The organism is Streptomyces sp. NPDC005574 (assembly GCF_040605435.1).
In the GTDB taxonomy this organism is placed as follows: domain Bacteria; phylum Actinomycetota; class Actinomycetes; order Streptomycetales; family Streptomycetaceae; genus Streptomyces.
Genome location: NZ_JBEXCW010000062.1, coordinates 25036 through 50947, shown reverse-complemented (window position 1 = coordinate 50947; position 25912 = coordinate 25036). Strand labels below are relative to the sequence as shown.

Below are 25912 nucleotides of genomic sequence, written 5' to 3'. Positions count from 1 at the left end.
AGCAACTCCCGCGACGCCGACGCGCTCACGTACTCACGCAGCGGATACCGCGCCAGCACCGCGTCCACCTCCGGCGTCAACGCCGCCGCCAGCCGGGAGGCGGTGGGACGGTCCTCGTCCCGCAGGGCGTCGGCGGCGGTGCGGAGCACCGACCGCTCGGTCCCCTTCTCGGGGACGCCGGAGGCCGCCCGCTCGTACAGTCGCGCGCCCTCCTCCAGGACCAGGTCCGTGTCCTGGCCCGCCGGGATCTTGATCTGCGCGTGGTGGCGCCAGGTGGCCACCGGGTCGCCCCAGGCCTCCACGTGGTAGGTCCAGCGGCCCGGACCGTCGACGGTGACGGTGGCACCCCAGCGGTCGCTGCCGGGGGCCAGTTCGCGCATGGGGGTCCAGGGGCCGGTCCGCCCCCTGGGGTCGGTCAGGACGACGTTGGCGGCGACGGCGTCGTGTCCCTCGCGGAACACGGTCGCCGAGACCTCGAACGTCTCGCCGGCCACGGCCTTGGCCGGCCGGTGGCCGTGCTGGACGACGGGGTGGACGTCCAGGACGGGAATGCGCCCGATGCCGGCGGTGTCGCCCGCGGAGGGTTTCTCCGGGGCCGGCTCTCCGGCGGCGACCGGGCGGGTGGGGGTTTCTTCGGTGCTCGGTGTCGTGGGTGGTGACGAGTGGTGCGTGGCGGGCATGACCGCTCCTGTCCGCGTCAACGTGGGTGGGCGGATGGCTGTGGGGAGGTGGGTCCTGCGGAGTGTTCCCTGTGGTGCGTCCGGGGGGACACACCGGGGGGAGCCTTCCCACCCTATTCGGGTGAGCAATCCGGCACGTAACTAACTACTCACGTGCATGTGTACACCCGTGACCGGCCCCGTTCCGGACGAAAGGGCCGGTTCCCGTCCTCTGTCCCTAGAAGCCCGACACCTGGAGGAGTTTGTCCGGTGAACCGGGTCCCCGGCCGGATATCCTCCTGGATTCGGCCGCTCCGACAAGCGCTCTGGACACCTGTGCGGGCGTTGCCGCGGGATGGCCGGACAGGTAGAGCGCGGCCGCGCCCGCGGCGTGCGGCGCCGCCATCGACGTGCCGGAATAGGTCGCCCGGCCGGTGTCGCTCGCGGCGGACGCCGAGGTGATCGACACGCCCGGGGCGAACAGGTCGAGGGCGGAGCCCTGGTTGGAGAAGGGTGCTCTGGCGTCCCTCCGGTCGGTCGCGCCGACGGTGACCGCCTCCCGCACGTCCGCGGGCGAGTGGAGCGCGGCGGCGGTCCCGTCGTTGCCCGCCGCCACCGTGTAGGTCACGCCGGACGCGATGGAGGCGCGGACCGCGGCGTCCAGCTGGGTGTTGTGCGGGCCGCCGAGGCTGAGGTTGGCGACCGCCGGCTTGCGGGCGTGCGCGGTGACCCAGTCGACACCCGCGATGACCTGCGCGGTCGTCCCCGCGCCCGCGTCGTCCAGGACGCGCACGGCGACCACCTTCGCCTTCTTCGCGACGCCGTAGCGGGTGCCCGCGACGGTGCCGGCGACATGCGTGCCGTGGCCGTTGCCGTCCCCGGCCGCCCTGTCCCCGTCGACGAAGTCCCAGCCGTAGGACGCGCGCCCCCCTAAGTCCCGGTGGGTGGTCCGGATGCCGGTGTCGATCACGTACACCGTCACCCCCGCGCCCGCCGCCCCCGGCGGGCCGTAGCTCCTGTCCAGCGGCAGGCGCGGCTGGTCGATGCGGTCCAGGCCCCACGACGGCGGGTCGCGCTGGATGCGGTCGAGGGCGACGCGGGTGTCCTGGGCGACCGAGGCGACCCGGGGGTCCGCCGCGAGCCGGCGCGCCTGACGGGCGCTCGCCCGCACCGCGTAGCCGTTGAGCACACTGTCGTAGGTATGGCTGATTCTCGCCCCGTACTTTTCGGCGAGGCGTTTTCCGGCCGCCGACCGGGCCTGTGTTCCCCCCTGGAGTGTCACCAGGTAACTTCCGCCGACGGAACCGGGCTGTCCGGCGCCGGATATGCGCCCCTCCGGCGCGCCGTGCGCGGGCAGGGTGATGGCCGAAAGCGCCGCGGCACAGGCCAGCGCGATCAGGCCCCCCGCCCGGCGCAGACGCCGTGTTCGCGTCCGTGCCATGGTGTGTCTTCCCCTCCTCGACTCGGCGTACGACGGCCGCGGGCCGCCGAGTCCCCCCGGCCCGGCCGGTACGCCACCCGGAAGCCTCTCGCGGGGGTGTGAAGCGCCACAAGACGGCCTGAGGGGAAGGAACCGGCCAAATCGGCTCAGGAGCCCTCGGTGCGTCCTTGGTCGCCGCCGGACGCCGCCCGGGGCCTCGCCCGTCGCCCCGCCGGCGCCGCGGTAATGGGCCGGCGCGGACGTCCGCGGACCGCTCGATCGGAGGCCGCCGGGCGATGCGCCGTAGTTGCGAAGCCCTCCGCACCTATACCGTCGAGGTTGACGACGAGACGCACAGTGCCGTGCGTCCTCTTCCGCACGTCTGGAGAGGTGGCAAGTGAAGGCGATCCGTCGATTCACCGTCCGACCCGTGCTCCCCGAACCCCTCCGGCCACTCAGCGACCTGGCCCGCAATCTGCGCTGGTCCTGGCACGCGGAGACCCGCGACCTCTTCCAGTCCGTGGACCCGGAACGCTGGGCCGCCTCCGAGGCCGACCCGGTACGGCTGCTGGGCAGCGTGCCCACCCGGCGGCTCGCCGAGCTGGCCGAGGACCGCCGCTTCCTGCGCCGTCTGCACGCCGTCGTGGACGACCTCAACGACTACGTCGGCGGCGACCGCTGGTACCAGTCGCAGACCGCCGGGCTGCCCGCGGCCATCGCCTACTTCTCGCCCGAGTTCGGTGTCACCGCCGCCCTGCCCCAGTACTCCGGCGGCCTCGGCATCCTCGCCGGCGACCATCTGAAGGCGGCCAGCGACCTGGGCGTACCGCTGATCGGCGTCGGCCTGCTGTACCGGCACGGCTACTTCCGCCAGACCCTGTCCCGGGAGGGCTGGCAGCAGGAGCACTATCCGGTCCTCGACCCCAACGAACTGCCCGTCGCCCTGCTCAAGGAGGCCGACGGCAGCCCCGCCCAGGTCTCCCTGGCACTGCCCGGCGGCCGGCAGCTGCGGGCCAGGATCTGGCTGGCCCAGGTCGGCCGGGTCCCGCTGCTCATGCTGGACTCCGACGTCGAGGAGAACGACCTCGGCGAGCGCGGCGTGACCGACCGGCTCTACGGCGGCGGCAGCGAGCACCGGCTGCTCCAGGAGATGCTCCTCGGCATAGGAGGAGTGCGGGCGGTACGCACCTACTGCCGGCTGACCGGCCACCCCGCGCCCGAGGTCTTCCACACCAACGAGGGACACGCCGGATTCCTCGGCCTGGAGCGCATCGCCGAGCTCTGCGACCAGGGCCTCGACTTCGACTCCGGACTGGAGGCGGTACGCGCCGGCACCGTCTTCACCACCCACACCCCCGTGCCGGCCGGCATCGACCGCTTCGACCGCGAGCTCGTCGCCCGCCACTTCGGCGCCGACGCGGAACTCCCGCGCATGGACGTCGGCCGCATCCTGAACCTGGGCATGGAGACCTACCCGGGCGGCGAGCCCAACCTCTTCAACATGGCCGTGATGGGCCTCCGGCTGGCCCAGCGCGCCAACGGCGTGTCCCTGCTGCACGGCCAGGTCAGCCGGGAGATGTTCGCCGGGCTCTGGCCGGGCTTCGACGCCGCCGAGGTGCCGATCACCTCCGTCACCAACGGAGTGCACGCGCCGACCTGGGTCGCGCCGGAGGTCCTGCGGCTGGGCGCCCGGCAGATCGGCGCCCAGCGCACCGAGGACGCCCTGACCGTGGGCGGCTCGGACCGCTGGGACGCGGTCGCGGACATCCCCGACCAGGACGTCTGGGAACTGCGGCGCAACCTGCGGGAGCAGCTGGTCACCGAGGTGCGGGAGCGGCTGCGGGCCTCCTGGCGGCAGCGCGGCGCCGGCACGGCCGAGCTGGGCTGGGTCGACGGCGTGCTCGACCCCGACGTCCTCACCATCGGCTTCGCGCGCCGCGTCCCGTCGTACAAGCGGCTGACACTGATGCTGCGCGACCGCGACCGGCTGATGGACCTGCTGCTGCACCCCGAGCGGCCGGTCCAGATCGTCGTGGCGGGCAAGGCGCACCCGGCCGACGACGGCGGCAAGCGGCTCGTGCAGGAACTGGTCCGGTTCGCCGACGACCCGCGGGTGCGCCACCGGATCGTCTTCCTGCCCGACTACGGCATGGCCATGGCGCAGAAGCTGTACCCGGGCTGCGACATCTGGCTCAACAACCCGCTGCGCCCGCTGGAGGCGTGCGGCACCTCCGGCATGAAGGCGGCCCTCAACGGCTGCCTCAACCTCTCCGTCATGGACGGCTGGTGGGACGAGTGGTTCCAGCCCGACTTCGGCTGGGCGATCCCCACCGCGGACGGCGCCGGCACCGACCCCGACCACCGTGACGACGTCGAGGCCGCCGCGCTCTACGACCTCCTCGAACAGCGGGTGACCCCCCGCTTCTACGAGCGCGGCCAGGGCGGCCTGCCCGACCGCTGGATCGAGATGGTCCGCCAGACCATCACCCTGCTCGGGCCCAAGGTGCTGGCCGGGCGCATGGTCCGCGAGTACGTGGAGCGGCTGTACGCGCCGGCGGCCCTCGCCCACCGCTCGATGGACCCCGACACGGCCGGCGAACTCGCCGTCTGGAAGGCCCGGGTGCGGGCGGCCTGGCCGGCGGTGACCGTCGACCACGTCGAGACGTCCGCCGCCACGGCCACCGCGGAACTCGGCACCACGCTCGGGCTGCGGGTGCGCGTGGGGCTCGGCGACCTCGGTCCCGACGACGTCGAGGTCCAGGCGGTCTCCGGCCGCGTCGACCCCGAGGACCGGATCGCCGACGCGGCGACGGTCCCGCTGAAACCGGCGGGCGGCCCGGACGCGGAGGGCCGCTGGGTGTACGAGGGACCGCTCTCCCTCGACCGCACGGGTCCCTACGGCTACACCGTCCGCATCCTCCCCGCCCACCGCCTCCTCGCCTCGGGCGCGGAACTGGGCCTGCTGGCGGTCCCGTCGGAGGAACCGGGAGAGGCCCCGGGGGTGCTGCTGCGCTGAGAAGGAGCACGCCGCGCGGATCCCCGGTGGTCTTTGCCCGCCCTTGATGCCCGCCATGCCTCTCCCATAAGCGGCTTCACTACGGTCGTCCAGGATGACGTGCACAGGTGAAGTACGGGGGCAGGGCGGCATCTCGGGCGAGAAGCGATGAGTGAACTGAAGGCGGACACCAAACGCATACGGGAGTGTTCGCGCGCACTCCAGCGGATCTACGACGCTTTCACCAGCCGCGCGAATCCCGCTGACGACCATGCGCACACCGAGCTGGGGAACCAGCTCGTGGTCGACGCCTTCAAGGATTTCGCCGACAACGGGAAACTCCACCGCAAGGACCTTGCCGAACAGCTCAGAACGCTCGGCACGATCACCTGGGAGGCCGCCAAGAACTACGATGCCGTCGACGCGGCACTCGCGGCCGCCCTGCGCCGCTGCTTCGCCGCAACGGCGAGCTGAGCCTCAACGAGAAGGACGACCTGTGGCGGCCGCAGCGTCTGGCGCTGGTCAGGCAGCCCTATCGGCGGGAGACCCACACCATGGACTTTGACTGAGTCGGCAGTGCATTTCAGGTTTCACTCCAGCGATTTGCCCGGCCGGGACATCTGGTGCCCCCCTGCCGAGGCCGCCCACGCCTTCGTCGGGACCGCCGAGGTCTTCGCCGGCGTCTTCGGCGTCGACTCGGGCGTCGCCCTGCCCGTCGACGGCGTATGCGTCATCGGCTTCCGGGACTTCGAGGCGCTCTGCGCCGCGGCCGTCGACCGGTTCAGCACGTCGGATCAGGGCATACTACGGTCCCTGTCCCTCGGCTTCATCTCCACTTCCCTGGTGCTCATCGACCGGGCGGGCCGGCCCGCTCCCTCGATGCCGGGACCGGACCAGGAGCGGGCCTGGGCCGTGCTGCGGGACCAGCACGCGCGGGCCATGCCCGTCTGACCGCAGGACCGGGGAGCGGAGAGACGGGCCCGGGACGGTCAGGCGTCGTCCAGTCCGGCGCACAGCTTTCGCAGGACCAGGCCGCAGCGGCGGGCGTACGCCTGTTGCAGGCCGCGGGTCGCCGGGCCGCCCGCCCGGGCGTACCACTTCGCCGCGCGGCTGAAGGCGGAGATCGTCAGCCACACCGTGCCGTCGCCGGTGCGGTCGACGACGAAGGACTCCTCGCCGCTCTCGGGATGGCCGGAAAGCGTCCCGTAGGCCCAGCCCGCGCGGCGGTGTTCCTCCACCGTCCACACCACGCGGCACGGTGCCTTGATCATGCCGGCGAGGGTGACGGTGACGTCGACGTCCCGGGCGGCCCGGTCCGCGCTCGTGTCGATGCCGACGCCCATGGCGCGGTGCATCTCCCAGGTGAGGACGGCCTCGGAGGCGCGGTGGAACACCTCCTGGCCCTCGCCGATGCGGGTGCGCACGTGCAGGCGGTGGAAGCCGGGCGGGCAGAAGCCGGCCTCCCGGGTCGCGCCGACGTCGGCGTACGTGAAGGACATGGGACCCAAGAGTAGGGCGGCCCCCGGAGCAACTGTCGCTCCGGGGGCCGCCCTTGCCAACTGCTCCAGGACTAGCTGACGTTGACCGCCGTCCAGGCGGCGGCGACCGCCTTGTACTCGGCGCTGGTGGACCCGTACAGGGCGGACGCCGCGCTCAGCGTGCCGGTGCGGGCCGACTTGTAGTTGGTCGTCGACGTGAAGTACGTCGTCAGCGCCTTGTACCAGATCTGCAGCGCCTTGGCGCGGCCGATGCCGGTGACCGCGGTGCCGCTGTAGGTCGGGGAGTTGTAGCTCACCCCGTTGATCGTCTTCGCGCCGCTGCCCTCGGACAGCAGGTAGAAGAAGTGGTTCGCGACGCCCGAGGAGTAGTGGACGTCCTTGTTGCCGACGCTGGAGGACCAGTAGTCCGACGAGCCGCCGTCCTTGCTGGGCTTGTCCATGTAGCGCAGCGGGGTGCCGTCCCCGTTGATGTTGATCTTCTCGCCGATGAGGTAGTCACCGACGTCGTTGGAGTTGGCCGCGTAGAACTCCACACCCGTGCCGAAGATGTCCGAGGTGGCCTCGTTGAGGCCGCCGGACTCGCCGGAGTAGTTCAGGCCCGCGGTGTTGGAGGTGACGCCGTGGCTCATCTCGTGGCCCGCGACGTCCAGCGAGGTCAGCGGGTGCGTGTTGCCCGAGCCGTCGCCGTAGGTCATGCAGAAGCAGCTGTCGTCCCAGAACGCGTTGACGTACGCGTTGCCGTAGTGGACGCGGGAGTACGCGGCCGCGCCGTTGTTCTTGATGCCGCTGCGGCCGAAGGTGTTCTTGTAGAAGTCCCACGTCACCTGGGCGCCGTAGGCGGCGTCGACGGCGGCGGTCTGGTCGGTGGTCGAGCTGGAGGCGGCGCCGGTGCCCCACGCGTCGTCCGCGTCGGTGAACAGGGTGCCCGCGGAGGAGGTCGTGGTGTGCGACTTGTTGTACGTCTTGTGGCCGCCGCGGGTGCCGTCGGTCAGCTGGTACGTCGAGCCCGACAGGGTCGTGTTGAGGGTGACCGAGCCCGAGTAGAGGCTCTTGCCGGTGCCGGTCTCGATGCCCTGGTACTCGTAGAGCTTCTTGCCGGTGGCGGCGTCGGTGATGACGTGCAGCTCGTTGGGGGTGCCGTCGTCCTGGAGGCCGCCGACGACCGTCTCGTATGCCAGGGTCGGCTTGCCGTCGCCGGCCCAGATCACCTTGCGCGGGGCCGCGTCGGCGCTGGTCTTCGCGGAACCGGCGGCCTTCGCCGCGGTCAGCGCCTGCTTCTCCGCCTTGGCGGCGGTGACCTGCGGCTTGACCGAGGCGACCTTGACACTGGCCTTGACCGCCTTGGTGACCCCGCGGGTCGCGCCGGACGCCGACTGGTGGACGACCAGGTCGCCGCCGAGCACCGGGAGGCCCGCGTAGGTGCGCTCGTAGCGGGTGTGGACCGCGCCGTCGGCGTCCTTGACGACGTCCTTGACGACCAGCTTCTCCTTGGCGCCGAGACCTATCTCCTGGGCCGTCTCGACGGCGGCGGCCTGCTGCTTCTTGACGAGGGAGGTGCGCGCGGCCGCCGACAGCTGCACCGGGGCGCCGGCGAGCGTGGCGGTCTTGCCGGTGGAGTCCGCGGGGGTCTGGGCGGCTGCGGTGCCGGAGGTCAGTCCGGTGGTGAGCAGTGCTCCGGCCGCGACGGCGGTGGCGATGGCCAGAGTGGTGCGCTTGTGACGCGCGTAGAGGGGGCTCACGCAAGCTCCTTTGTGGGGGAGTCCGGCGGGCGTGGGGTTGCCCGCCGAAGCGGTGTGAAGTTGCTGTGCAGCGGCTGGGGGAAGACTGACATCGAGGGCGCGTACATGTCATGACCCCGAAGTGATGTTGGCGGAAAATCGACTATCGGGTGAACATTGCGGGAATGTAAACCGGCTCGGCCCTGGTAAAGGCGGCGCCAACCGTCAACCACATGTCGGCATGGTCATGGCAAAGGAAAGGGCGCCGCCCCGGGGAGTCGAACCACCGGGACGGCGCCCTGTTCGGGGCCTGTCGGACCGCAGGGCCTACGGGAAGGTGAGCTTCCAGCTGTTGATGTAGCCGGTGTCCTGGGCCGCCTGGTCCTGGACCTTCAACTTCCATACACCGTTGGCTACTTCGGAGGACGCGTTGACCGTGTAGGTCTCGTTCACGTTGTCCGCCGAGTCGGAGGAGCTGAAGTTCTTCAGGCGGTACGTCGACCCGTCGGGTGCCACCAGATCGACGACGAGGTCACCGCGCCAGGTGTGCACGATGTCCACCGCGACCGCGAGGTTCGACGGCGCGTTGCCCGTCCGCCCGGACACCGTGATCGAGGACGTCACGGCCGCCCCGTTGTCCGGAATTGATACGTCGGCGGTGTTCTCGAATGAGGTGCCGCCGCCTCCGCCTCCACCGGGGCGTGACCCGACGGCCACACCCGCCCACGCGTTCTGCACCGCCGTGTACTCGGCGCTCGTCGTGCCGTACAGCTCACCGGCCGCCGCGAGGGTGCCGGTGCGGGCGCCCGCGTAGTTGGTGGTGGACGTGAACTTCGTGGTGAGCGCCCGGAACCAGATCTTCTCCGCCTTCGCCCGGCCGATGCCGGTCACCGGCAGGCCGTCCGAGGTGGGCGAGTTGTAGGTGACACCGTTGATCGTCTTGGTGCCGCTGCCCTCGCTCAGGAGGTAGAAGAAGTGGTTCGCCGGCCCCGACGAGTAGTGCACGTCGACCGAACCGATACCGGAGTACCAGCTGTCCTTGGACGCGCCGTCCTTGCTGGGCTTGTCCATGTAGCGCAGCGGCGTGCCGTCGCCGTTGATGTTGATCTCCTCGCCGATGAGGTAGTCACCGACGTCGGAGGAGTTCGCCGCGTAGAACTCGACCGCCGTGCCGAAGATGTCGGAGGTGGCCTCGTTGAGGCCGCCGGACTCGCCGGAATAGTTCAGGCCCGCGGTGTTGGAGGTGACGCCGTGCGTCATCTCGTGGCCGGCCACGTCGATGGCGGTGAGCGGGTGCGTGTTGCCCGAGCCGTCGCCGTAGGTCATGCAGAAGCAGCTGTCGTCCCAGAACGCGTTGACGTAGTTGTTGCCGTAGTGGACCCGGGAGTAGGCGCCGACGCCGTCCCCGCGGATACCGCTGCGCCCCTGCACGTTCTTGTAGTAGTCCCAGGTCAGCGCGGCACCGTAGTGCGCGTCCGCGCCGGCCGTCTCCAGGTTGGAGGCGCTGCCGTTGCCCCACACGTCGTCGGGGCCGGAGAAGAGGGTGCCGGTGCCCGACGTGCCGTGGTTGAGGTTGTACGTCTTGTGGTTGCCGCGCGTGGTGTCGGTCAGGTTGTACGTCGACCCCGACTGCGCGGTGCCCAGCGTGACCGTGCCGCTGTACATGGTGTTGCCGGTACCGGTCTCGATGCCCTGGTACTCGTAGAGCTTCTTGCCGGTGGCGGCGTCGGTGACGACGTGCAGCGCGTTGGGCGTGCCGTCCTCCTGGAACCCGCCGACGACCGTCTCGTAGGCCAGGGTCGGTGTGCCGCTGCCGGCCCAGATCACCTTGCGCGGTGCGCGGTCGGCGTTCGGTGAGGTGGCGCCCGCCGACCGCGCGGCGGACAGGGCCTGCTGCTCCGCCTTGGCGGCGGGCAGCGCGGCTGAGGTGGTGGCCGGCCTGATCGCGGCCCGGGTGGCCCTGCGGACGGCGCCGGTCGCGCCCGACTTCGCGGTGTCGACGACCAGGTCGCCGCCGAGCACCGGGAGGCCGGCGTAGGTGCGCTCGTAGCGGGTGTGCAGGGTGCCGTCCGCGTCCTTGACGACGTCGCGGACGACGAGCTTCTCCTTGGCGCCGAGGCCGAGGTCCTTGGCGGTGTCCGCCCTGGAGGCGTCGGCCTCGCGTATCAGCGCGGCGCGCTGGGCGGGGGTGAGCCGGACCGACTCGGCGCCCGGCCGGGCCTTGGCGGCCGCCGACGGGGCCCGTTCCGGTGCCGCGGAGGCGGCGCCGGACTGGACGGCCGCCGCGATCAGGGCGGAGACACCGACGAGCGCGACGGCCGCGGCGCGGCGGTGCGTGGTGTGACGGCGGGGGGTGTGGGAGGTGCGTCTGTGAGAGGAACTGCTACTCAACACTGACTCCTTCTGCGTGGCCGCGGGTCTCGCGACCAGGGGAGACCGGCCGGCGGATGGGCCGTCCGGGCAGAACGGGGCGTTGCGCGGAACCAGTTGTGCGTGAGCTGTGGCCACCCGGCGCAGCGGCGAAGCTGTGGGGTTGCTGTGAGGCGGCCGTGGGAAGAGTCGCAGGAGATTGCGCTTCCTGTCAGGAGCGCGTCAGGAGATTGGCCGGAAATACTCCGTTGTCCGGTAGTTCATGTTCGATATGCGGATCCGTCGGGTGCGGGCGGCCCGCCAGGTGAGGGACCGGAAGGTCTCGGCGGGCCGGCAGGCCGGGCGGATCGGCGGCCGGGTGACTCGGGCCCACCGGCTCAGGCCGGGTCCGGCCGGTCTCCGTGCCAGGAGTGCCACAGTGCCGCGTACGCCCCGCCCGCCGCCACCAGTTCGTCGTGCGTGCCGAGCTCCGTCAGCAGGCCGTCCTCCATCACCGCCACCCGGTCCGCGTCGTGCGCGGTGTGCAGCCGGTGCGCGATCGCGATGACCGTACGGCCTTCGAGCACGGCGGCCAGCGCGCGCTCGGTGTGACGCGCGGTCGTCGGATCCAGCAGGGCGGTGGCCTCGTCCAGGATCAGCGTGTGCGGGTCCGCCAGCACCACCCGGGCGAGGGCGAGTTGCTGAGCCTGCGGCCCGTCGGTACGCCAACCACCGTCGCCGAGGCGGGTGTCGAGGCCCTCGGGCAGCTCCCGCACCCAGTCGGCGGCCCCGACCGCGTCCAGGGCGGCCCACAACGCCCCGTCCGCGGCGGTCGGTTCGGCGATCAGCAGGTTGTCACGGACCGAGCCGAGGAAGACGTGGTGCTCCTGGGTGACCAGCACGACCTGCCGGCGCAGCCGCTCCGGGCCGAGGCCGACCACCGGCACCCCGCCCACCGTCACCGTGCCCCCGCTCGGCGCGTCGATGCCCGCCAGCAGCCGGCTCAGCGTGCTCTTCCCGGCACCGGACGGCCCCACCACCGCGAGCCGCTCCCCGGGTCGCACGGTCAGGTCCACGCCGTGCAGCACCTCGCCCCCGCGGTCGTAGGCGTACCGCACGCCGGTCACGTCGATCCGGTCGCCGGCCGGCGCGAGGGCGTCGTCCGCCGTGGCCCGCGGCGCCCGGGCCAGCCCCTCCACGCGGGCGAACGAGGCCCCGCTGCTCTGCAGGTCCTCGATCCGCATGAGGACCTGGTCGAGCGGCTCGCTCAGCTGCCGCAGGTACAGGGCCGCCGCCACGACCGACCCGAGGCTCATCACGCCCCGCGCGTGCAGCGCCCCGCCGATCAGCAGCACCCCCGCCACGGGGATCAGGTAGGACACCTCGACGACCGGGAAGAACACCGTGCGCAGGTACAGGGTGTAGAAGCGGGTGCGCCGGGACGTCTCCAGGGCGTCCCGGCTCGCGGCGACCCGCCGGTCCTGAAGCCGCAGCGCCTCGACGGTACGGGCGCCGGCCGCGGTCGCCGCGAGGATCTCGGCGACGTCCGAGGTGGCCGCGCCCTCGGCAAGATAGCCGTCCCGCGCCCGGCGCAGATACCAGCGCAGGACGCACCAGATCGGCAGCAGACACAGCACGCCGACAGCGCCGAGCAGCGGATCGAGCAGGAACACCACGCCGAGCAGGAACAGGAACTCCGCGCCGTTGATGAGCAGTTCGGGGCCGGCGTCCCGCAAGGTGGTGCCCACCGTCGCCACGTCGGCGGTCCCGCGCGCGGTCAGGTCACCGGTGCCGGCCCGCTCCACGACCGAGGCGGGCAGCGCCAGCGTCCGCTCGACGAACTCCTCACGCACCCGCGCCAGCGTCCGCTCCCCGAACCGGTGGCCCACGTAGCGTGCCGAGCGCGCCAGCAGCAACTGGGCCAGCGCGCACAGCAGGATCCACAGCGCGAGCCGGTCCACGGCCGCCACCCCGCCCCCGGCGCGCACGTCGTCGATGATCCGCCCGAGCAGCCACGGCCCCGCCAGCCCGGCGGCCGCCGCCAGCGCGTTCAGCCCCACCACGGCGGCGAAGGCCCCCCGGTCCTCCCGCAGCAGCCGCGCGGCGGCCCGCCGGACGTCGGCCGGTGCGGCGACGGGGAGTTGGCCGGATGTCGGCTGACTCATCGCAAGGTCTCCTCGGTGGCGGTGGCGGTGGCGGTGGCGGTGGCGGCGGTAGCGATGGCGGCGGCCGAGACCCGGTCCGATGCCGGTGAGGTCACCGCACGGCGTCCTCCGCCGCCGTGTCGCGGGCCACGAGCGCCCGGTATCCCGGCTCGCCGTCGAGCAGTGCACGGTGGCTGCCGGTCGCCGCGACCTTGCCGTCGACCAGGTAGTGCACGGTGTCGGCGCGGGCCAGCACCAGGGGCGAGGTCGAGGTGAGCAGGGTCGTACGGCCTCGGCGGGCGGCCTGGAGCCGTTCGGCCACCCGGGCCTCGGTGTGGGCGTCGAGCGCCGAGGTGGGCTCGATCGCCAGCAGCACCTCCGGGTCGGCCAGCAGCGCCCGCACCAGCCGGACGCGCTGCCGCTGCCCGCCGGACAGGCTGCGGCCCTGCGCGTCCACCGCCGAGTCGAGACCGTCGGGCAGGCCCTGCACGATGTCGTCGGCGACCGCCGTGTGCACGGCCCGCGCCAGGTCGGCCGGTTCCCGGTCCAGCCGGCCGCCGACCAGCTCCCGCAGCGTGCCCGCGAACAGGTCGGCCTCGTGGTCGGCGACCAGGATCCGCTCCCGCAGCTGCGGCAGCGCGATCTCGTCCAGCCGTACGCCGCCCCAGGTCGCCTCGGTCGGGACGTACCGGCCGAGCCGGTCGACCACGGCGGCACAGTCGGCCGGGCGGCCGGCGGCCAGCACGGTCAGCCGCCCCGGCAGCACCCGCACACCGGACTCCGGGTCGTGCAGCGCCGCCGGTTCCGCGGGCGCGTCCCGTGTCCCGCCGTCCGGCATCGGCTCCAGCCGCAGGAACCGCACGACGCGCCGCGCGGCCACCAGGCCGCGGCTGATCTGGTAGCCGCACTCGACCCAGAACGCGACCGGCCCCACCAGCACCGCGACATAGCCGTACACGGAGACCAGTTGGCCCACGCTGATGTCTCCCCGGGCGGCCGTCCGGGCCGCCAGCCAGGTCACCACGGCGAGGAACAGCGTCGGCAGGCCCACGCCGAGGGCCTGGACCCAGCTGGCCACCGCCCCGACCCGGTAGCCCTGCGCCCGCAGCCGCTGCGAGTCCTTGTGGAAGGCGTCGGCGAACAGGCTCTTGCCGCCCAGGCCGTTGAGGACGCGCAGTCCGCCCGCGAGGTCGGCGATCCGCGCGGTCAGCACGCCCTGCCGCTCGCGGTACTCGGTCTCCGTGCCCTGCAGCCGGGTGAGCAGCGGCCCCACCACGACGATGATCAGCGGCATGCCGAGCAGCACCACCGCGGCCAGCTCCGGCGACAGGGCGACCAGCAGTCCGGCGACCACCAGATAGGCGACGACGGCGCCGACACCGGGCCCGACGACGGTCAGGGCCTGGCTGATCGTCTGCACGTCGCCCACCCCGATCGTGACGACCTCACCGGCCCCGACCTGCCGGGGCAGCGCGGCGCCCAGCCGCAGGGCCTGGCCGACGACCACCTTGACCGTGCGGAAGTTGGCGTCCATGCGCACCCGGGTCATCGTGCGGTGCCGCATGATGCTCAGCCAGGCGTTGAAGGCGCCCACCGCGAACAGCGCCCCGCACCAGCCGGCGAGCGCCGCGGAGTCACCGGGCTCCAGCCCCTCGTCGATCGCCCGGGCCATCAGGTACGGCGTCGCCGCCAGCAGCACCATCCAGGTGCTGCCCAGCAGCGCCCCGGCGACGGCGCGGCCGGGCTGGCGGCGCACCAGCCACCACAGATACCGTGCTCCGCCCCGGCTGTCGGGTGTGCCGGGGTCCTCGTACGCGTCGATCAACAGGTCCCCCCGAGTGACTGGTTCACGCCAGACTGTCCTGCCAGGCCCGGTGCAGGTCCGCGAACCTTCCGGTACCCGCGACGAGTTCGTCCGGGGTGCCGTCCTCGACGATCCGGCCGTGTTCCATGACCAGCACCCGGTCGGCGATCTCGACGGTGGACAACCGGTGCGCGATCACCACCGCCGTACGCCCGCGCAGCACCGTCGACATCGCGCGCTGCACCGCCCGTTCGCCCGGGATGTCGAGGGAGCTGGTCGCCTCGTCCAGAATCAGCACCGCCGGATCCGCCAGCAACGCCCTTGCGAAGGCGACGAGTTGGCGCTGCCCGGCGGAGATGCGGCCACCACGCTTGCGGACGTCCGTGTCGTATCCGTCGGGCAGCGCGCTGATGAAGTCGTGCGCGCCGATCGCCTTCGCGGCCTGCTCGATCTCGTCGCGGCCGGCGTCCGGTCGGCCGATGGCGATGTTCTCGGCGACGGTGCCGGAGAACAGGAACGCCTCCTGGGTCACCATGACGACCCCGCGCCGCAGTTCCGGCACGGACAGCTCGCGCAGGTCGACGCCGTCCAGCAGGACCCGGCCGTCGGAGGCGTCGTAGAACCGGGCGAGCAGCTTGGCGAGGGTCGACTTGCCCGCCCCCGTGGAGCCGACCACGGCGACCGTCTGCCCGGCCGGGATCGTCAGGTCGAAGCGGGGCAGGACCTCGCCACCGGTGCGGTAGGCGAACCGGACGCCGTCGAAGACGACCTCGCGGCCGGGGTGCTCGGAGGCGAGCGGCGGCAAATGCCGCGGGGCGGCCGGCTCGGGCACGGACGGCGTCTGCGCCAGCAGCCCCGCGATCTTCTCCAGCGAGGCCGCCGCCGAGTGGTAGGAGTTCAGGAACATGCCGAGCCGGTCGATGGGGTCGTACAGCCGGCGCAGGTACAGCACGGCGGCCGCCAGCACCCCCAGTTCCAGCGTCCCGCCCGCGACCCGCTGGGCGCCCCACAGCACGATCAGCGCGACGGCCGTGTTGGCGACCAGCCGGGAGCCGGTGACATAGCGGGCCATCTCCAGGAGCGCGTCGCCGTTGGTCCGCTCGTGCCGCCGGTTCAGCACCCCGAAGTCGGCCTCGTTGACGGCCTCGCGGCGGAACGCGCGCACCGGCCGGATGCCGTTCATCGTCTCGACGAACTTCACGATGACGGAGGCGATGGCGGTGGACCGCTGCGCGTACACCCGCTCGGCGCGCCGCCGGTAGACCCGCACGAGCAGGTACAGCGGCACGAAGGAGGCCACCGCGACCGCGCCGAGGCCCAGGTCCAGCCAGAGCAGCAGGGCCGAGACGTAGACGAAGGACAGGACGACCGTGACGAGTTCCTGCAGTCCCTCGCTGAGCAGTTCGCGCAGCGACTCCACGTCGGTGGTGGAGCGGGAGATGATCCGGCCCGAGGTGTAGCGCTCGTGGAAGTCCAGGCTGAGGGCCTGGGCGTGCCGGAAGATCCGGCCGCGCAGGTCCAGCAGCACGTCCTGGTTGACGCGGGCGGAGGCGACGACGAACGCGTACTGCAGTGCGCCGGAGACCAGCGCGCACAGCAGATAGCCCACGGCCACCGCGACCAGCGGCCCGTGGTCGGCGCGGCGGAAGGCGGGCACCGCGCTGTCGATGGCGTACGCCACCAGCAGCGGGCCGGCCTGCACCGCCGCCTGCTGGAGCAGCAGCAGCAGGGTCGTGCCGGCCACCCGGGCCTTCATCGGCGAGAGCAGGGAGCGCAGCAGCGCGGCCGTCGCGCCCGGGGGAGTGGGCAGGACGTCCCGGTCGAAGAGGTCGCCGGAGGCGTCCGCTCCGGGCGCCGGGTGCTCCGCGCCGGCCGGCCCGTCACCGGACCGTCCCCCGCCGGGCCGCTCCTGGCCCGGTGCGGTGGTCGTGGGCGCCGTCATCGCTCGTCCTCCTCGGTGCCGGCCATCAGGTGGGCGTACTCGGCGTTGGTCCGCAGCAGTTCGTGATGGGTGCCGACGGCCGCGATCCGGCCGCCGGACAGCAGGGCCACCCGGTCGGCGAGCAGCACGGTCGACGGGCGGTGCGCCACGATGAGCGCGGTGGTGTCCGACAGGACCTCGCGCAGCGCGGCCTCGACGGCGGCCTCGGTGTGCACGTCCAGCGCGGACAGCGGATCGTCCAGGACGAGGAACCGGGGGCGGCCGACGACGGCTCTGGCCAGCGCGAGGCGCTGCCGCTGCCCGCCGGACAGGCTCAGCCCCTGCTCGCCGACCTGGGTGTCCGTGCCGTGGGGGAGGGCGTGCACGAAGTCGGCCTGCGCGACGGCCAGCGCCCGCTCCAGCTCCGGTGCCCCGGCGTCGCCGGCGGCCCCCATCAGGACGTTCTCGCCAACGCCCGCCGAGAAGAGGGTGGGCTCCTCGAAGGCGACGGCCACCTGGGAGCGCAGCTCCTGCCGGGACATCGCCGTGATGTCGGCGCCGTCCAGCGTGATGCGGCCGGAGGTGACCTCGTGCAGCCGGGGGACGAGCGCGGTGAGGGTGGTCTTGCCGCTGCCGGTCGCGCCGACCAGCGCCATGGACTCGCCGGGGCGGATGTGCAGGTCCACCCGGTCCAGGACGGGGACCGTCTCCTCGGGGGCGTCGGGGTAGCGGAACCGTACGCCGTGGAAGCGCAGTCCGCCGTCCCCGGCGGCCGGGCGGTGACCGTCCGCGCTGGTCGCCGGGTTCTCCGGCTCGGCGTCCATCACCTCGAAGTACCGCTCGGTGGCCGTCGCCGCCTCCTGGCTCATCGCCAGCAGGAAGCCGATGGAGTCCACCGGCCAGCGCAGGGCGAGCGCCGTCGACAGGAACGCCACCAGCGTGCCCGCCGACAGCTGCCCGTCGGCCACCTGCACGGCCCCCAGCACCAGTGCCGCGCCGACCGCCACCTCCGGCAGCGTCACGATGACACCCCAGATCGTCGCCAGCAGCCTCGCCTTGTGCAGCTCCGTGCCCCGCAGGGTTTGCGACAGCTCCCGGAACGCCCGCGCCTGGCTGCGGTGGCGCCCGAAGCCCTTGATGATGCGGATGCCGAGCACGCTCTCCTCGACGACCGTCGTCAAATCCCCCACCTGGTCCTGCGCGCGCCGCGCCACGTCGGCGTACCGCCGCTCGAAGACCACGCAGGTGACCAGCACGGGGATCGCCGGGCCGAGGATCACCAGCCCGAGCGTCCAGTCCTGGAGCAGCATGATGATCACGCCGACGAGGATCGTGACGGCGTTGACCAGCAGGAACGTCAGGGGGAAGGCGAGGAACATCCGGACCAGCATGAGGTCGGTGGTGGCCCGGGAGAGCAACTGCCCCGAGGCCCAGCGGTCGTGGAAGGCGATCGGCAGCCGTTGCAGGTGTCCGTACAGCCCGCCCCGCATCTCCGCCTCGACGTGCGACAGCGGCCGCGCCACCAGCCACCGCCGCAGCCCGAACAGCAGCGCCTCCGCGAAGCCGAGCAGCAGCAGGTACAGCGCCCCCAGCCACACGCCCGCGGTGTCGCCGTCGGCGACCGGCCCGTCCACCATCCACTTCAGGACGAGCGGGATGACCAGCCCGGTGCACGAGGCGACTATCGCGACGACGGCCGCGGTGAACAGCCGCGCCCGCACCGGCCGGACGAACGGCCACAGGCGCAGCAGGGTGCGGACGGCGGAGCGGTCCTCGGCGGTTGCACGTGTAGTGGACATCAGTGCCGAGCCTACGGATCGGCACTGACATCGCCCACCGAGTTTTGGCCGGACCCGGGTCCGCCTCCGGTCGTAGGACCTGCGGGTTCGAGGGGGTGGGCCACCCGTCTGTCCGACCGGTCGTACACGCGCATCAACCGATCGGTGGATGCCCCTTCGAGCGCGTCGGCCGATGTGCCGGGCCGCCGCCGGGCGCGACGCTGGGGCCATGCCCGTCATCGAAGTGAGCGACCTGCGCAAGTCCTACGGCGGCCGAGCCGTCGTCGACGGCGTCTCCTTCTCCGTCGAGGAGGGGGAGATCTTCGGCGTCCTCGGCCCGAACGGCGCCGGCAAGACCACCACTGTCGAGTGCGTCGGCGGGCTGCGCGTGCCCGACGCCGGCCGCGTCCGTGTCACCGGCCTCGACCCCGTCGCCGACCACGAGAAGGTGGCCCGTGTCCTCGGCGCGCAGCTCCAGCAGAGCGAACTGCAGGACAAACTGACCGTGCGTGAGGCCCTGGAGCTGTACGCGGCCTTCCACGCCCACCCGGCCGACTGGGGTCCGCTGGCCGAACGCCTGGATCTCACCGCCCGGCTCGGCACCCGCTTCGGCCGGCTGTCCGGGGGGCAGAAGCAGCGGCTGTTCATCGCGCTCGCCCTGGTCGGCAACCCCCGGATCGTCGTCCTCGACGAGCTCACCACCGGCCTCGACCCGCGGGCCCGCCGGGACACCTGGCAACTCATCGAGGACATCCGGGCGAACGGCGTCACCGTCCTGCTGGTCACCCACTTCATGGAGGAGGCGCAGCGGCTGTGCGACCGGATCGCGGTGATCGACCGGGGGCGGGTGGCCGCCCTGGACACCCCGGCCGGTCTGATCCGGCGCGCGGCGGGCTCCACCGTCGTCAGCTTCACCCCGTCCGCGCCGCTGGACGACCGCGACCTGAACACGCTCCCCGGGCTGGCCTCCGTCGAGCACCGGGACGGCCGGGTCACGCTCTCCGGCACCGACGAGACGGTCAACGCCGTCATCACCCTCCTGGCCCGGCACCACGTCACCGCCCATCAGCTCCGGGTCGGTGACGCCACCCTCGACGACGCGTTCCTCGACCTGACGGAGTCCGTGACATGAGCACCCTGGTGAACCCCGCCGTCCTGCGCACCGAGATGCGCCTCTTCCGCCGTGAACCCGCCGGAGTGTTCTGGATCCTGCTGTTCCCCGCCCTCCTGCTGGTGATCCTCGGTTCCATCCCGTCCTTCCGCGACCCCGACCCGTCCTTCGGCGGCCTGCGCCCGGTCGACGCCTACGTCCCGGTGGCCGTCCTGCTCGGCCTGATCGTCGGTGGCCTCCAGTCGATGCCGCAGACCCTCACCAGCTACCGCGAGCGCGGCATCCTGCGCCGGATGTCCGCCACGCCCGTCCGGCCGTCCGCCCTGCTGTCCGCGCAGATGCTGGTGTACGGCGGGTCCGCCCTGGCGTCGGCGCTGCTCGCCCTCGCGGTCGGCCGGCTCGCCTTCGCCGTACGCCTGCCGCGGCAGCCCTTCGGGTACGCCGTCGCCCTGCTCCTCGCCGCCCTGGTGGCCCTCGCGCTGGGCGCTCTGATCTCGGCGCTGTCCCGCACGACGAAGATCGCCGGTGCCGTCGGGTCGGCGGTGTTCTTCCCGTCGATGTTCTGCGCGGGCGTGTGGCTGCCGGTGCAGGCCATGCCGGACACCCTCGCCCGGATCGTCGGGTACACGCCGTTCGGCGCCGCCGCCCAGGCGCTGAACCGGGCCGCGGCGGGACACTGGCCGGGCTGGACGCACCTCGGCGTGCTCGCGATGTGGGTGCTGCTGCTGTCCGGCGCGGCCACGCGCTGGTTCCGCTGGGAGTGAGCCCCGCCGTGCCCGACACTGAGGCCATGACGGACAGGGCGGTGACGGCCGAGGCGGTGACGGCCGAGGCGGTGACGGCCGGGACGGGGAGGGACCGGGCGGAGGGCACGGCGGCCGTCCGGACGTCGATGCCGGGCATCGCGGTCCGCGGCGCCGTCGCGGCGGACGGGACGCGGCGGGCGATGTTCCACCGCTGGGGCCCCTACGGGCTCCTGGCCGTCAGCACCCTCGCCTGCGTCGTCTCGGCCGCCCTCGTCGGCATGACCCGGGCCGAGGAGTACGCGACCACCGTCCTGGTACTCGCGAGCCTCGCCCTTCAGGTCGCCTGGGGCAGGGCGGCCCGCACCCGGCCGGGCCCGTCCGGGGCGGGCGCCGCCTACTACGTCCTGCGCTGGATCCTCGGCTTCCTGCTGTGCTGGCTCAACCCGTTCTTCGGCTTCTACGCCGTCACCGGCTACTACGACGTCACCCGCCTGCTGCGCGGGCGGGCGGTGAAGGTGGGCCTCGTCGCCACCGCCGTTACCATGTCCGGCTCCCAGGTCGGCGGCATGCCGCCGCACGGGCTGGTGCTGTGGCTCGGTTTCGGCCTGGTGCTCGGCGCCAACATCGCCCTGCTCGCCGTCTTCAGCCACCTCGCCGCGCAGGACGACGCGCACGCCCTCGTCCAGACCGCCACCATCGCCGAACTCGAACGCACCAACACGGCGTTGCAGCAGGCCCTCGACGAGAACGCGGCCCTGCACGCCCAACTCCTGCTCCAGGCACGGGAGGCCGGGGTCGCCGACGAGCGCCGCCGTCTCGCCGCCGAGATCCACGACACCCTCGCCCAGGGCCTGATCGGGATCATCGCCCAGCTCCGGATCGTCACCGACACCCCGGACCACGGCGCGGCCCGCGCGCACCTGGACCGTGCCGTCCAACTGGCCCGGCACAGCCTGGGAGAGGCCCGCCGCTCCGTGCAGAGCCTCGCCCCGGTGGCCCTCGCCGACGACCTGCTGCCCGAGGCGCTGCGCAAGACGGTCACCGAGTGGAGCGAACGCACCGGCGTGCGCGCCGAGTTCACCGTCACGGGCACCGCCGAGCAACTCCACGACGAGGTCTCGGCCACCCTCCTGCGCATCGCCCAGGAGGCCCTGTCCAACACCGCCCGGCACGCGGCCGCCACCCGGACCGGCGTCACGCTGTCCTTCATGGTCGACGAGGTCGTCCTCGACATCCGCGACGACGGCCGCGGGTTCGACGCCCGCGCCCGCCCCGCCCGCACCGGCACCGGCGGCTTCGGCGTGGCCGGCATGCGGGCCCGCGCCGAACGCATCGCCGGCACCCTCACCGTCGAGTCCGAACCGGGCCACGGCACGGCGCTGTCGGCTCGCGTACCGTTGGTCCGCCATGACAGCTGACGCGCCCGTCTCCCTGCTGATCGTCGACGACCATCCCGTCGTACGGGACGGTCTGCGCGGCATGTTCGAGTCCGCGCCCGGCTTCGCCGTCCTGGGCGAGGCGTCCGACGGCGCCGAGGCGCTGGAGCGGGCCGCCGCCCTCGACCCGGACGTGATCCTCATGGACCTGCGCATGCCCGGCACCGGCGGTGTGGCGGCGATCGCCGAGCTGACCCGGCGCGGCGCCCGCGCCAAGGTCCTCGTGCTGACCACGTACGACACGGACTCCGACACGCTGCCCGCGATCGAGGCGGGCGCGACGGGCTACCTCCTCAAGGACGCCCCGCGCGACGAACTGTTCACCGCGGTCCGCGCGGCCGCACAGGGCCGTACGGTCCTCTCCCCGGCCGTGGCCTCCCGCCTGGTCTCCGCGGTCCGTACGCCCCGGTCTCCCGGCAACGAGCCCCTCTCCGCCCGGGAGCGCGAGGTGCTGGTCCTGGTCGCCCGGGGCACCTCCAACCGCGAGATCGCCCGTGAACTGTTCATCAGCGAGGCGACGGTGAAGACCCACCTCACCCACCTGTACGCCAAACTCGGCGTCAACGACCGGGCGGCGGCGGTGGCGACGGCGTACGAACGCGGAATCCTGGGCTGAGCCGCCGTTCGCCGCCTCTCGCCCCCGAAGACGGCCCGCTCACCGCACCTTCAGCAGCAGCACCGACCGCGCCGGCACGGTCACCACCGCTCCCGCCCGGTGCGTCACTCCCGGCGCGTCGGCCTGCGCCTCCCGCGAGGTGTCGACGACGACCTCGTACCGCTCCGCCCACGGCGGCCCCGGCAGCTCGAAGCCCGCCGGCCGGTCCCCCGCGTGCAGCACGGCCAGGAAGCTGTCGTCGAGGATCGCCGCGCCCCGCTCGTCGCGGCCCGGGATGTCCCGACCTGACAGGTACATGCCCAGTGTGGCCGCGGGCGCGTACCAGTCCCCTTCCGTCATCTCCGTGCCGTGCGCGGTGAACCAGGCCAGGTCCCGCAGCCCGTCCACCGAGTGCGCCCGCCCGGAGAAGAAGGCCCGGCGGCGCAGGACCGGATGCTCGTGCCGCAGCCGGATCAGCCGGGAGGTCAGGTCGAAGAGCGCCTTCCAGCCCGGGTCCTCCAGCAGCCCCCAGTCCAGCCAGCTGATCTCGTTGTCCTGGCAGTAGGCGTTGTTGTTGCCGCCCTGCGTACGGCCCAGTTCGTCGCCGGCCACCAGCATCGGCACGCCCGTCGACAGCAGCAGCGTGGTCAGCAGGTTGCGCAACTGCCGCCGCCGCAGCGCCCGTACGCGCTCCTCGTCACTCTCGCCCTCCACACCGCCGTTCCACGAGCGGTTGTCGTCCGTCCCGTCCCGGTTGCCCTCGCCGTTCGCCTCGTTGTGCTTGCGCCCGTAGGACACCAGGTCCCGCAGGGTGAAACCGTCGTGCGCGGTCACGAAGTTGACCGAGGCGTACGGCCTGCGGCCGCCCCACGCGTACAGGTCGCTGGACCCCGACAGGCGGTAGCCGAGATCCCGTACGTCCGGCAGCGCGCCCCGCCAGAAGTCCCGCACGGCGTTGCGGTACCGGTCGTTCCACTCCGTCCACAGCGGCGGGAACGCGCCGACCTGGTAGCCGCCCGACCCCACGTCCCACGGTTCGGCGATTAGCTTCACCCGCCGCAGCACCGGGTCCTGGGCGATCACCGCGAGGAAGGGGGACAGCATGTCGACGTCGTGCATGGAACGGGCCAGCGCGGCCGCGAGGTCGAAGCGGAAGCCGTCGACGCCCATCTCCGTCACCCAGTACCGCAGCGAGTCCGTGATCAGCCGCAGCACGTGCGGCTGCACGACGTGCAGGGTGTTGCCGCAGCCGGTGTAGTCCGCGTACCGCCGCGCGTCCGACTGCAACCGGTAGTAGCCCCGGTTGTCGATGCCCTTCAGGGACAGCGTCGGGCCCAGCTCGCCGGCCTCCGCCGTGTGGTTGTAGACGACGTCGAGGATGACCTCGATCCCGGCCGCGTGCAGCGCCCCCACCATGCGCTTGAACTCGCCGACCTGCTGCCCGGTGGTGCCGGAGGCGGCGTAGCCGGCGTGCGGGGCGAAATAGCCGATCGAGTTGTAGCCCCAGTAGTTCTTCAGCCCCCGGCGCAGCAGGTGGTCCTCGTGCGCGAACTGGTGCACCGGCAGCAGCTCGACCGCCGTCACGCCCAGTTTCACCAGGTGCTCGATCGCCGCCGGATGGGCGAGACCGGCGTAGGTGCCCCGCAGCTCCTCGGGGATGCCCGGATGCAGCTTGGTGAAGCCCTTCACGTGCAGCTCGTAGATCACCGAGTCGGCCCACGGCGTCTTCGGGCGCCGGTCGTCGGCCCAGTCGTCGTCGTCATGGACGACGACCCCCTTCGGGACGTACGGCGCCGAGTCCCGGTCGTCGCGCACGGTGTCCGCCACCTGCTGCTGGGGCCAGTCACGGACGTGCCCGTACACCTCGGGCGGGAGGGCGAAGTCGCCGTCGACCGCGCGCGCGTACGGGTCGAGGAGCAGCTTCGCCGGGTTCCAGCGGGCGCCGGTCCACGGGTCCCAGCGGCCCCGCACCCGGTAGCCGTAGCGCTGGCCGGGCATCACCCCCGGCACGAACCCGTGCCAGATCTCGTGCGTCAGCTCGGTCAGCCGCGCCCGCGTCTCCCGGCCCGTCTCGTCGAACAGGCACAGCTCCACCGACTCCGCCCCGCCGGCCCACAGCGCGAAGTTGGTGCCCGCCACCCCGTCCGGGCCGACCCGGAAGCGGGCCCCCAGGGGCGTCGAGGCACCCGGCCACACCGGCACGGGCACCGTGCGGTGCACGCCGTTCGCGGCGGCGGGGCGCCCGTCCTCGGCGGCGCGCCCCTCGGCCACCGCCTCCTGCTCGGCTGCGCTGGACACCTGTTCAGCCTCCCACGGCTCGTGGAACGACCTGAAAGGCGCGTACGGCGTCCCGGCCGCGGCTCCCCGTCGCGTCGTTCTCCCCACTGTTCTGCCCAGAGCTTGGCTCGCACTCACGTTTCCCCGAAGCGCACCCGGTCGTTGGGTATCACGTGAGGCATGGACAAGGGCGCGCGCGGCGCGTGGGGGCCGCACTGGCCGCCGTACTGACATGGGCAGGACTGCTGGCCGGAGCCGCCGGCTGTACTTCGGAGGGCACGAGTGCGATCGGGCAGGCGTTCGGCAAACCCCCGGCACCGAAGGACGTCATCCGGGTCACACCCGACGACGGGAGCCGGGACGTGCGACCCGGGGGGAGGTTCCTGGTGCGGGTGCCCGGCGGGCGCATCGAGTCGGTGCGGGTCGTCAGGTCCCAGGACGCCCAGGAGTCCCCGGTGCCGGGGCACGTCTCCGAGGACGGGCTGCGCTGGGAGCCCGAGGAGGCGAGGCTGGCGCTGGCCGCCCGCTACACGGTCGACGTGGTGGCGCTGGACGGCCGGGGACGGCGCTCCGCCCGGCACACCACCTTCACCACGTACGTCCCCGACAAGCGCTTCATCGGATACGTCACCCCGGAGAACCGCTCCACCGTCGGCACCGGCATGATCGTCTCCCTCGAGTTCAGCCGGGCGATCACGCGCCGGGCCGCCGTCGAGCGGGCGATCCACGTCACCGCGAAGCCGCCGGTCGAGATCCGCCCGCACTGGTTCGGCGACGCCCGCCTCGACTTCCGCCCCGAGCGGTACTGGCAGCCCGGTACCCAGGTCACCGTCTCCCTGCGGCTGCGGGACGTCGAGGGCGCGCGCGGGGTCTACGGACTGCAGTACCGGACGTTCTCCTTCACCGTCGGCCGCAGCCAGGTCTCCCTGGTCGACGCGGCCCGCCACACCATGGAGGTCCGGCGCGACGGCGACCTCCTCGCCACCGTCCCGATCACGGCCGGCGCCCCGAAGACGACCACGTACAACGGGAAGATGGTCGTCACCGAGATGCTCGACGTGACCCGTATGAACAGCCGCACCGTCGGCTTCGGCGGCGAGTACGACATCCCCGACGTCCCGCACGCCATGCGCCTGACGGACTCCGGAACCTTCCTGCACGGCAACTACTGGGCGCCGGACGCCCCCGGGCACGTCAACGTCAGCCACGGCTGCGTGGGCCTGAGGGACGTGAAGGGCGGCAGTTCCGACTCGCCCGCGGGCTGGTTCTTCGACCGCAGCCTGGTGGGCGACGTCGTCGAGGTCGTCCACAGCAACGACAAGGAGGTCGCTCCCGACAACGGCCTCGGCGGCTGGAACATGGGCTGGCGGGCGTGGAAGGCGGGCAGCGCGCTGTCCGGCGCAGTTGGGACGGAACGGTGACCTTGAGCTGACACGATGCTCAAATCCCGCCGGTTACTA

Annotated in this window: 18 protein-coding genes; 8 read left to right on the top strand and 10 right to left on the bottom strand. The window is 72.7% G+C overall.

Annotated features, from left to right (window positions below; translation table 11 throughout):
* Together ABZT03_RS30245 and ABZT03_RS30240 are read right to left on the bottom strand one after the other, a co-directional pair.
* Nucleotides 1-680: maltotransferase domain-containing protein (locus ABZT03_RS30245; RefSeq protein ID WP_356045191.1), on the bottom strand; the 680-nt coding region annotated here is incomplete at its 3' end.
* Between the two features lie 217 nt (nucleotides 681-897).
* On the bottom strand, nucleotides 898-2100 hold the full coding sequence (locus tag ABZT03_RS30240) for a S8 family peptidase (RefSeq protein WP_356045190.1): 1203 nt from the start codon (nucleotides 2098-2100) through the stop codon (nucleotides 898-900).
* Between the two features lie 376 nt (nucleotides 2101-2476).
* On the opposite strand from ABZT03_RS30240, the gene ABZT03_RS30235 reads away from it, so the two are divergent.
* The 3 genes from ABZT03_RS30235 to ABZT03_RS30225 all read left to right on the top strand — a co-directional run bounded on the left by ABZT03_RS30235 (nucleotide 2477) and on the right by ABZT03_RS30225 (nucleotide 6025).
* Entirely contained in the window at nucleotides 2477-5095 is a 2619-nt protein-coding gene (locus ABZT03_RS30235) for a glycosyltransferase family 1 protein (RefSeq protein ID WP_356045188.1), read from the top strand.
* A gap of 147 nt (nucleotides 5096-5242) precedes the next feature.
* On the top strand, nucleotides 5243-5548 hold the full coding sequence (locus ABZT03_RS30230; RefSeq protein WP_356045185.1) for a hypothetical protein: 306 nt from the start codon (nucleotides 5243-5245) through the stop codon (nucleotides 5546-5548).
* 102 nt (nucleotides 5549-5650) lie between these two features.
* Nucleotides 5651-6025 (top strand): DUF6086 family protein, encoded by a 375-nt coding sequence (locus ABZT03_RS30225; RefSeq protein WP_356045182.1) that lies wholly within the window; start codon nucleotides 5651-5653, stop codon nucleotides 6023-6025.
* 38 nt (nucleotides 6026-6063) lie between these two features.
* Here ABZT03_RS30225 and ABZT03_RS30220 read toward each other — a convergent pair whose 3' ends face one another.
* The 7 genes from ABZT03_RS30220 to ABZT03_RS30190 form a co-directional block, all read right to left on the bottom strand.
* Complete coding sequence (locus tag ABZT03_RS30220) at nucleotides 6064-6573, bottom strand: DUF1990 domain-containing protein (RefSeq protein ID WP_356045179.1); 510 nt, start codon at nucleotides 6571-6573, stop codon at nucleotides 6064-6066.
* A 71-nt stretch (nucleotides 6574-6644) separates the two neighbouring features.
* Entirely contained in the window at nucleotides 6645-8312 is a 1668-nt protein-coding gene (locus ABZT03_RS30215; RefSeq protein ID WP_356045176.1) for a M4 family metallopeptidase, read from the bottom strand.
* Nucleotides 8313-8618: 306 nt separating this feature from the next.
* The gene (locus tag ABZT03_RS30210; protein ID WP_356045173.1) at nucleotides 8619-10682 is read right to left on the bottom strand and encodes a M4 family metallopeptidase; all 2064 of its coding nucleotides are present in this window, start codon (nucleotides 10680-10682) and stop codon (nucleotides 8619-8621) included.
* 356 nt (nucleotides 10683-11038) lie between these two features.
* Nucleotides 11039-12805, bottom strand: a complete 1767-nt coding sequence (locus ABZT03_RS30205) for an ABC transporter ATP-binding protein (RefSeq protein ID WP_356045171.1) — start codon at nucleotides 12803-12805, stop codon at nucleotides 11039-11041.
* Between the two features lie 91 nt (nucleotides 12806-12896).
* Nucleotides 12897-14609 (bottom strand): ABC transporter ATP-binding protein, encoded by a 1713-nt coding sequence (locus ABZT03_RS30200; protein WP_356045168.1) that lies wholly within the window; start codon nucleotides 14607-14609, stop codon nucleotides 12897-12899.
* A 22-nt stretch (nucleotides 14610-14631) separates the two neighbouring features.
* Nucleotides 14632-16530, bottom strand: coding sequence for an ABC transporter ATP-binding protein (locus ABZT03_RS30195; RefSeq protein ID WP_356045165.1), 1899 nt, complete (start codon nucleotides 16528-16530; stop codon nucleotides 14632-14634).
* Nucleotides 16527-18308: an ABC transporter ATP-binding protein gene (locus tag ABZT03_RS30190; RefSeq protein WP_356045162.1), complete on the bottom strand. Its 1782-nt coding sequence runs from the start codon at nucleotides 18306-18308 to the stop codon at nucleotides 16527-16529. Before ABZT03_RS30190 ends, ABZT03_RS30195 begins: the two co-directional genes overlap by 4 nt.
* A 208-nt stretch (nucleotides 18309-18516) precedes the next feature.
* On the opposite strand from ABZT03_RS30190, the gene ABZT03_RS30185 reads away from it, so the two are divergent.
* From ABZT03_RS30185 to ABZT03_RS30170, 4 genes are all read left to right on the top strand, one after another.
* Entirely contained in the window at nucleotides 18517-19419 is a 903-nt protein-coding gene (locus tag ABZT03_RS30185) for an ABC transporter ATP-binding protein (RefSeq protein ID WP_356045160.1), read from the top strand.
* Nucleotides 19416-20162 carry an ABC transporter permease gene (locus ABZT03_RS30180; RefSeq protein WP_356045158.1) on the top strand — a complete coding sequence of 249 codons (747 nt, stop codon included), beginning with the start codon at nucleotides 19416-19418 and terminating at the stop codon, nucleotides 20160-20162. Before ABZT03_RS30185 ends, ABZT03_RS30180 begins: the two co-directional genes overlap by 4 nt.
* Nucleotides 20163-20290: 128 nt before the next feature.
* On the top strand, nucleotides 20291-21562 hold the full coding sequence (locus ABZT03_RS30175; RefSeq protein WP_356045194.1) for a sensor histidine kinase: 1272 nt from the start codon (nucleotides 20291-20293) through the stop codon (nucleotides 21560-21562).
* Nucleotides 21552-22196, top strand: coding sequence for a response regulator transcription factor (locus ABZT03_RS30170; protein WP_356045156.1), 645 nt, complete (start codon nucleotides 21552-21554; stop codon nucleotides 22194-22196). The genes ABZT03_RS30175 and ABZT03_RS30170 overlap by 11 nt, the downstream gene beginning before the upstream one ends.
* A gap of 39 nt (nucleotides 22197-22235) precedes the next feature.
* Here ABZT03_RS30170 and glgX read toward each other — a convergent pair whose 3' ends face one another.
* On the bottom strand, nucleotides 22236-24473 hold the full coding sequence (gene glgX, locus ABZT03_RS30165; protein ID WP_356045153.1) for a glycogen debranching protein GlgX: 2238 nt from the start codon (nucleotides 24471-24473) through the stop codon (nucleotides 22236-22238).
* A gap of 152 nt (nucleotides 24474-24625) precedes the next feature.
* Between glgX and ABZT03_RS30160 the strand changes: the two genes are divergently transcribed.
* Nucleotides 24626-25873, top strand: coding sequence for an Ig-like domain-containing protein (locus tag ABZT03_RS30160; protein WP_356045150.1), 1248 nt, complete (start codon nucleotides 24626-24628; stop codon nucleotides 25871-25873).
* Nucleotides 25874-25912 lie beyond the last annotated feature (39 nt).

Excerpts from the sequence above, each read along its gene's own strand:
- ABZT03_RS30240 (WP_356045190.1), bottom strand. The coding sequence starts at position 2,100 with ATGGCACGGACGCGAACACGGCGTCTGCGCCGGGCGGGGGGCCTGATC.
- ABZT03_RS30230 (WP_356045185.1), top strand. The coding sequence starts at position 5,243 with ATGAGTGAACTGAAGGCGGACACCAAACGCATACGGGAGTGTTCGCGC.
- ABZT03_RS30220 (WP_356045179.1), bottom strand. The coding sequence starts at position 6,573 with ATGTCCTTCACGTACGCCGACGTCGGCGCGACCCGGGAGGCCGGCTTC.
- ABZT03_RS30205 (WP_356045171.1), bottom strand. The coding sequence starts at position 12,805 with ATGAGTCAGCCGACATCCGGCCAACTCCCCGTCGCCGCACCGGCCGAC.
- ABZT03_RS30195 (WP_356045165.1), bottom strand. The coding sequence starts at position 16,530 with ATGACGGCGCCCACGACCACCGCACCGGGCCAGGAGCGGCCCGGCGGG.
- ABZT03_RS30190 (WP_356045162.1), bottom strand. The coding sequence starts at position 18,308 with ATGTCCACTACACGTGCAACCGCCGAGGACCGCTCCGCCGTCCGCACC.
- ABZT03_RS30185 (WP_356045160.1), top strand. The coding sequence starts at position 18,517 with ATGCCCGTCATCGAAGTGAGCGACCTGCGCAAGTCCTACGGCGGCCGA.
- ABZT03_RS30180 (WP_356045158.1), top strand. The coding sequence starts at position 19,416 with ATGAGCACCCTGGTGAACCCCGCCGTCCTGCGCACCGAGATGCGCCTC.
- ABZT03_RS30175 (WP_356045194.1), top strand. The coding sequence starts at position 20,291 with ATGCCGGGCATCGCGGTCCGCGGCGCCGTCGCGGCGGACGGGACGCGG.
- ABZT03_RS30170 (WP_356045156.1), top strand. The coding sequence starts at position 21,552 with ATGACAGCTGACGCGCCCGTCTCCCTGCTGATCGTCGACGACCATCCC.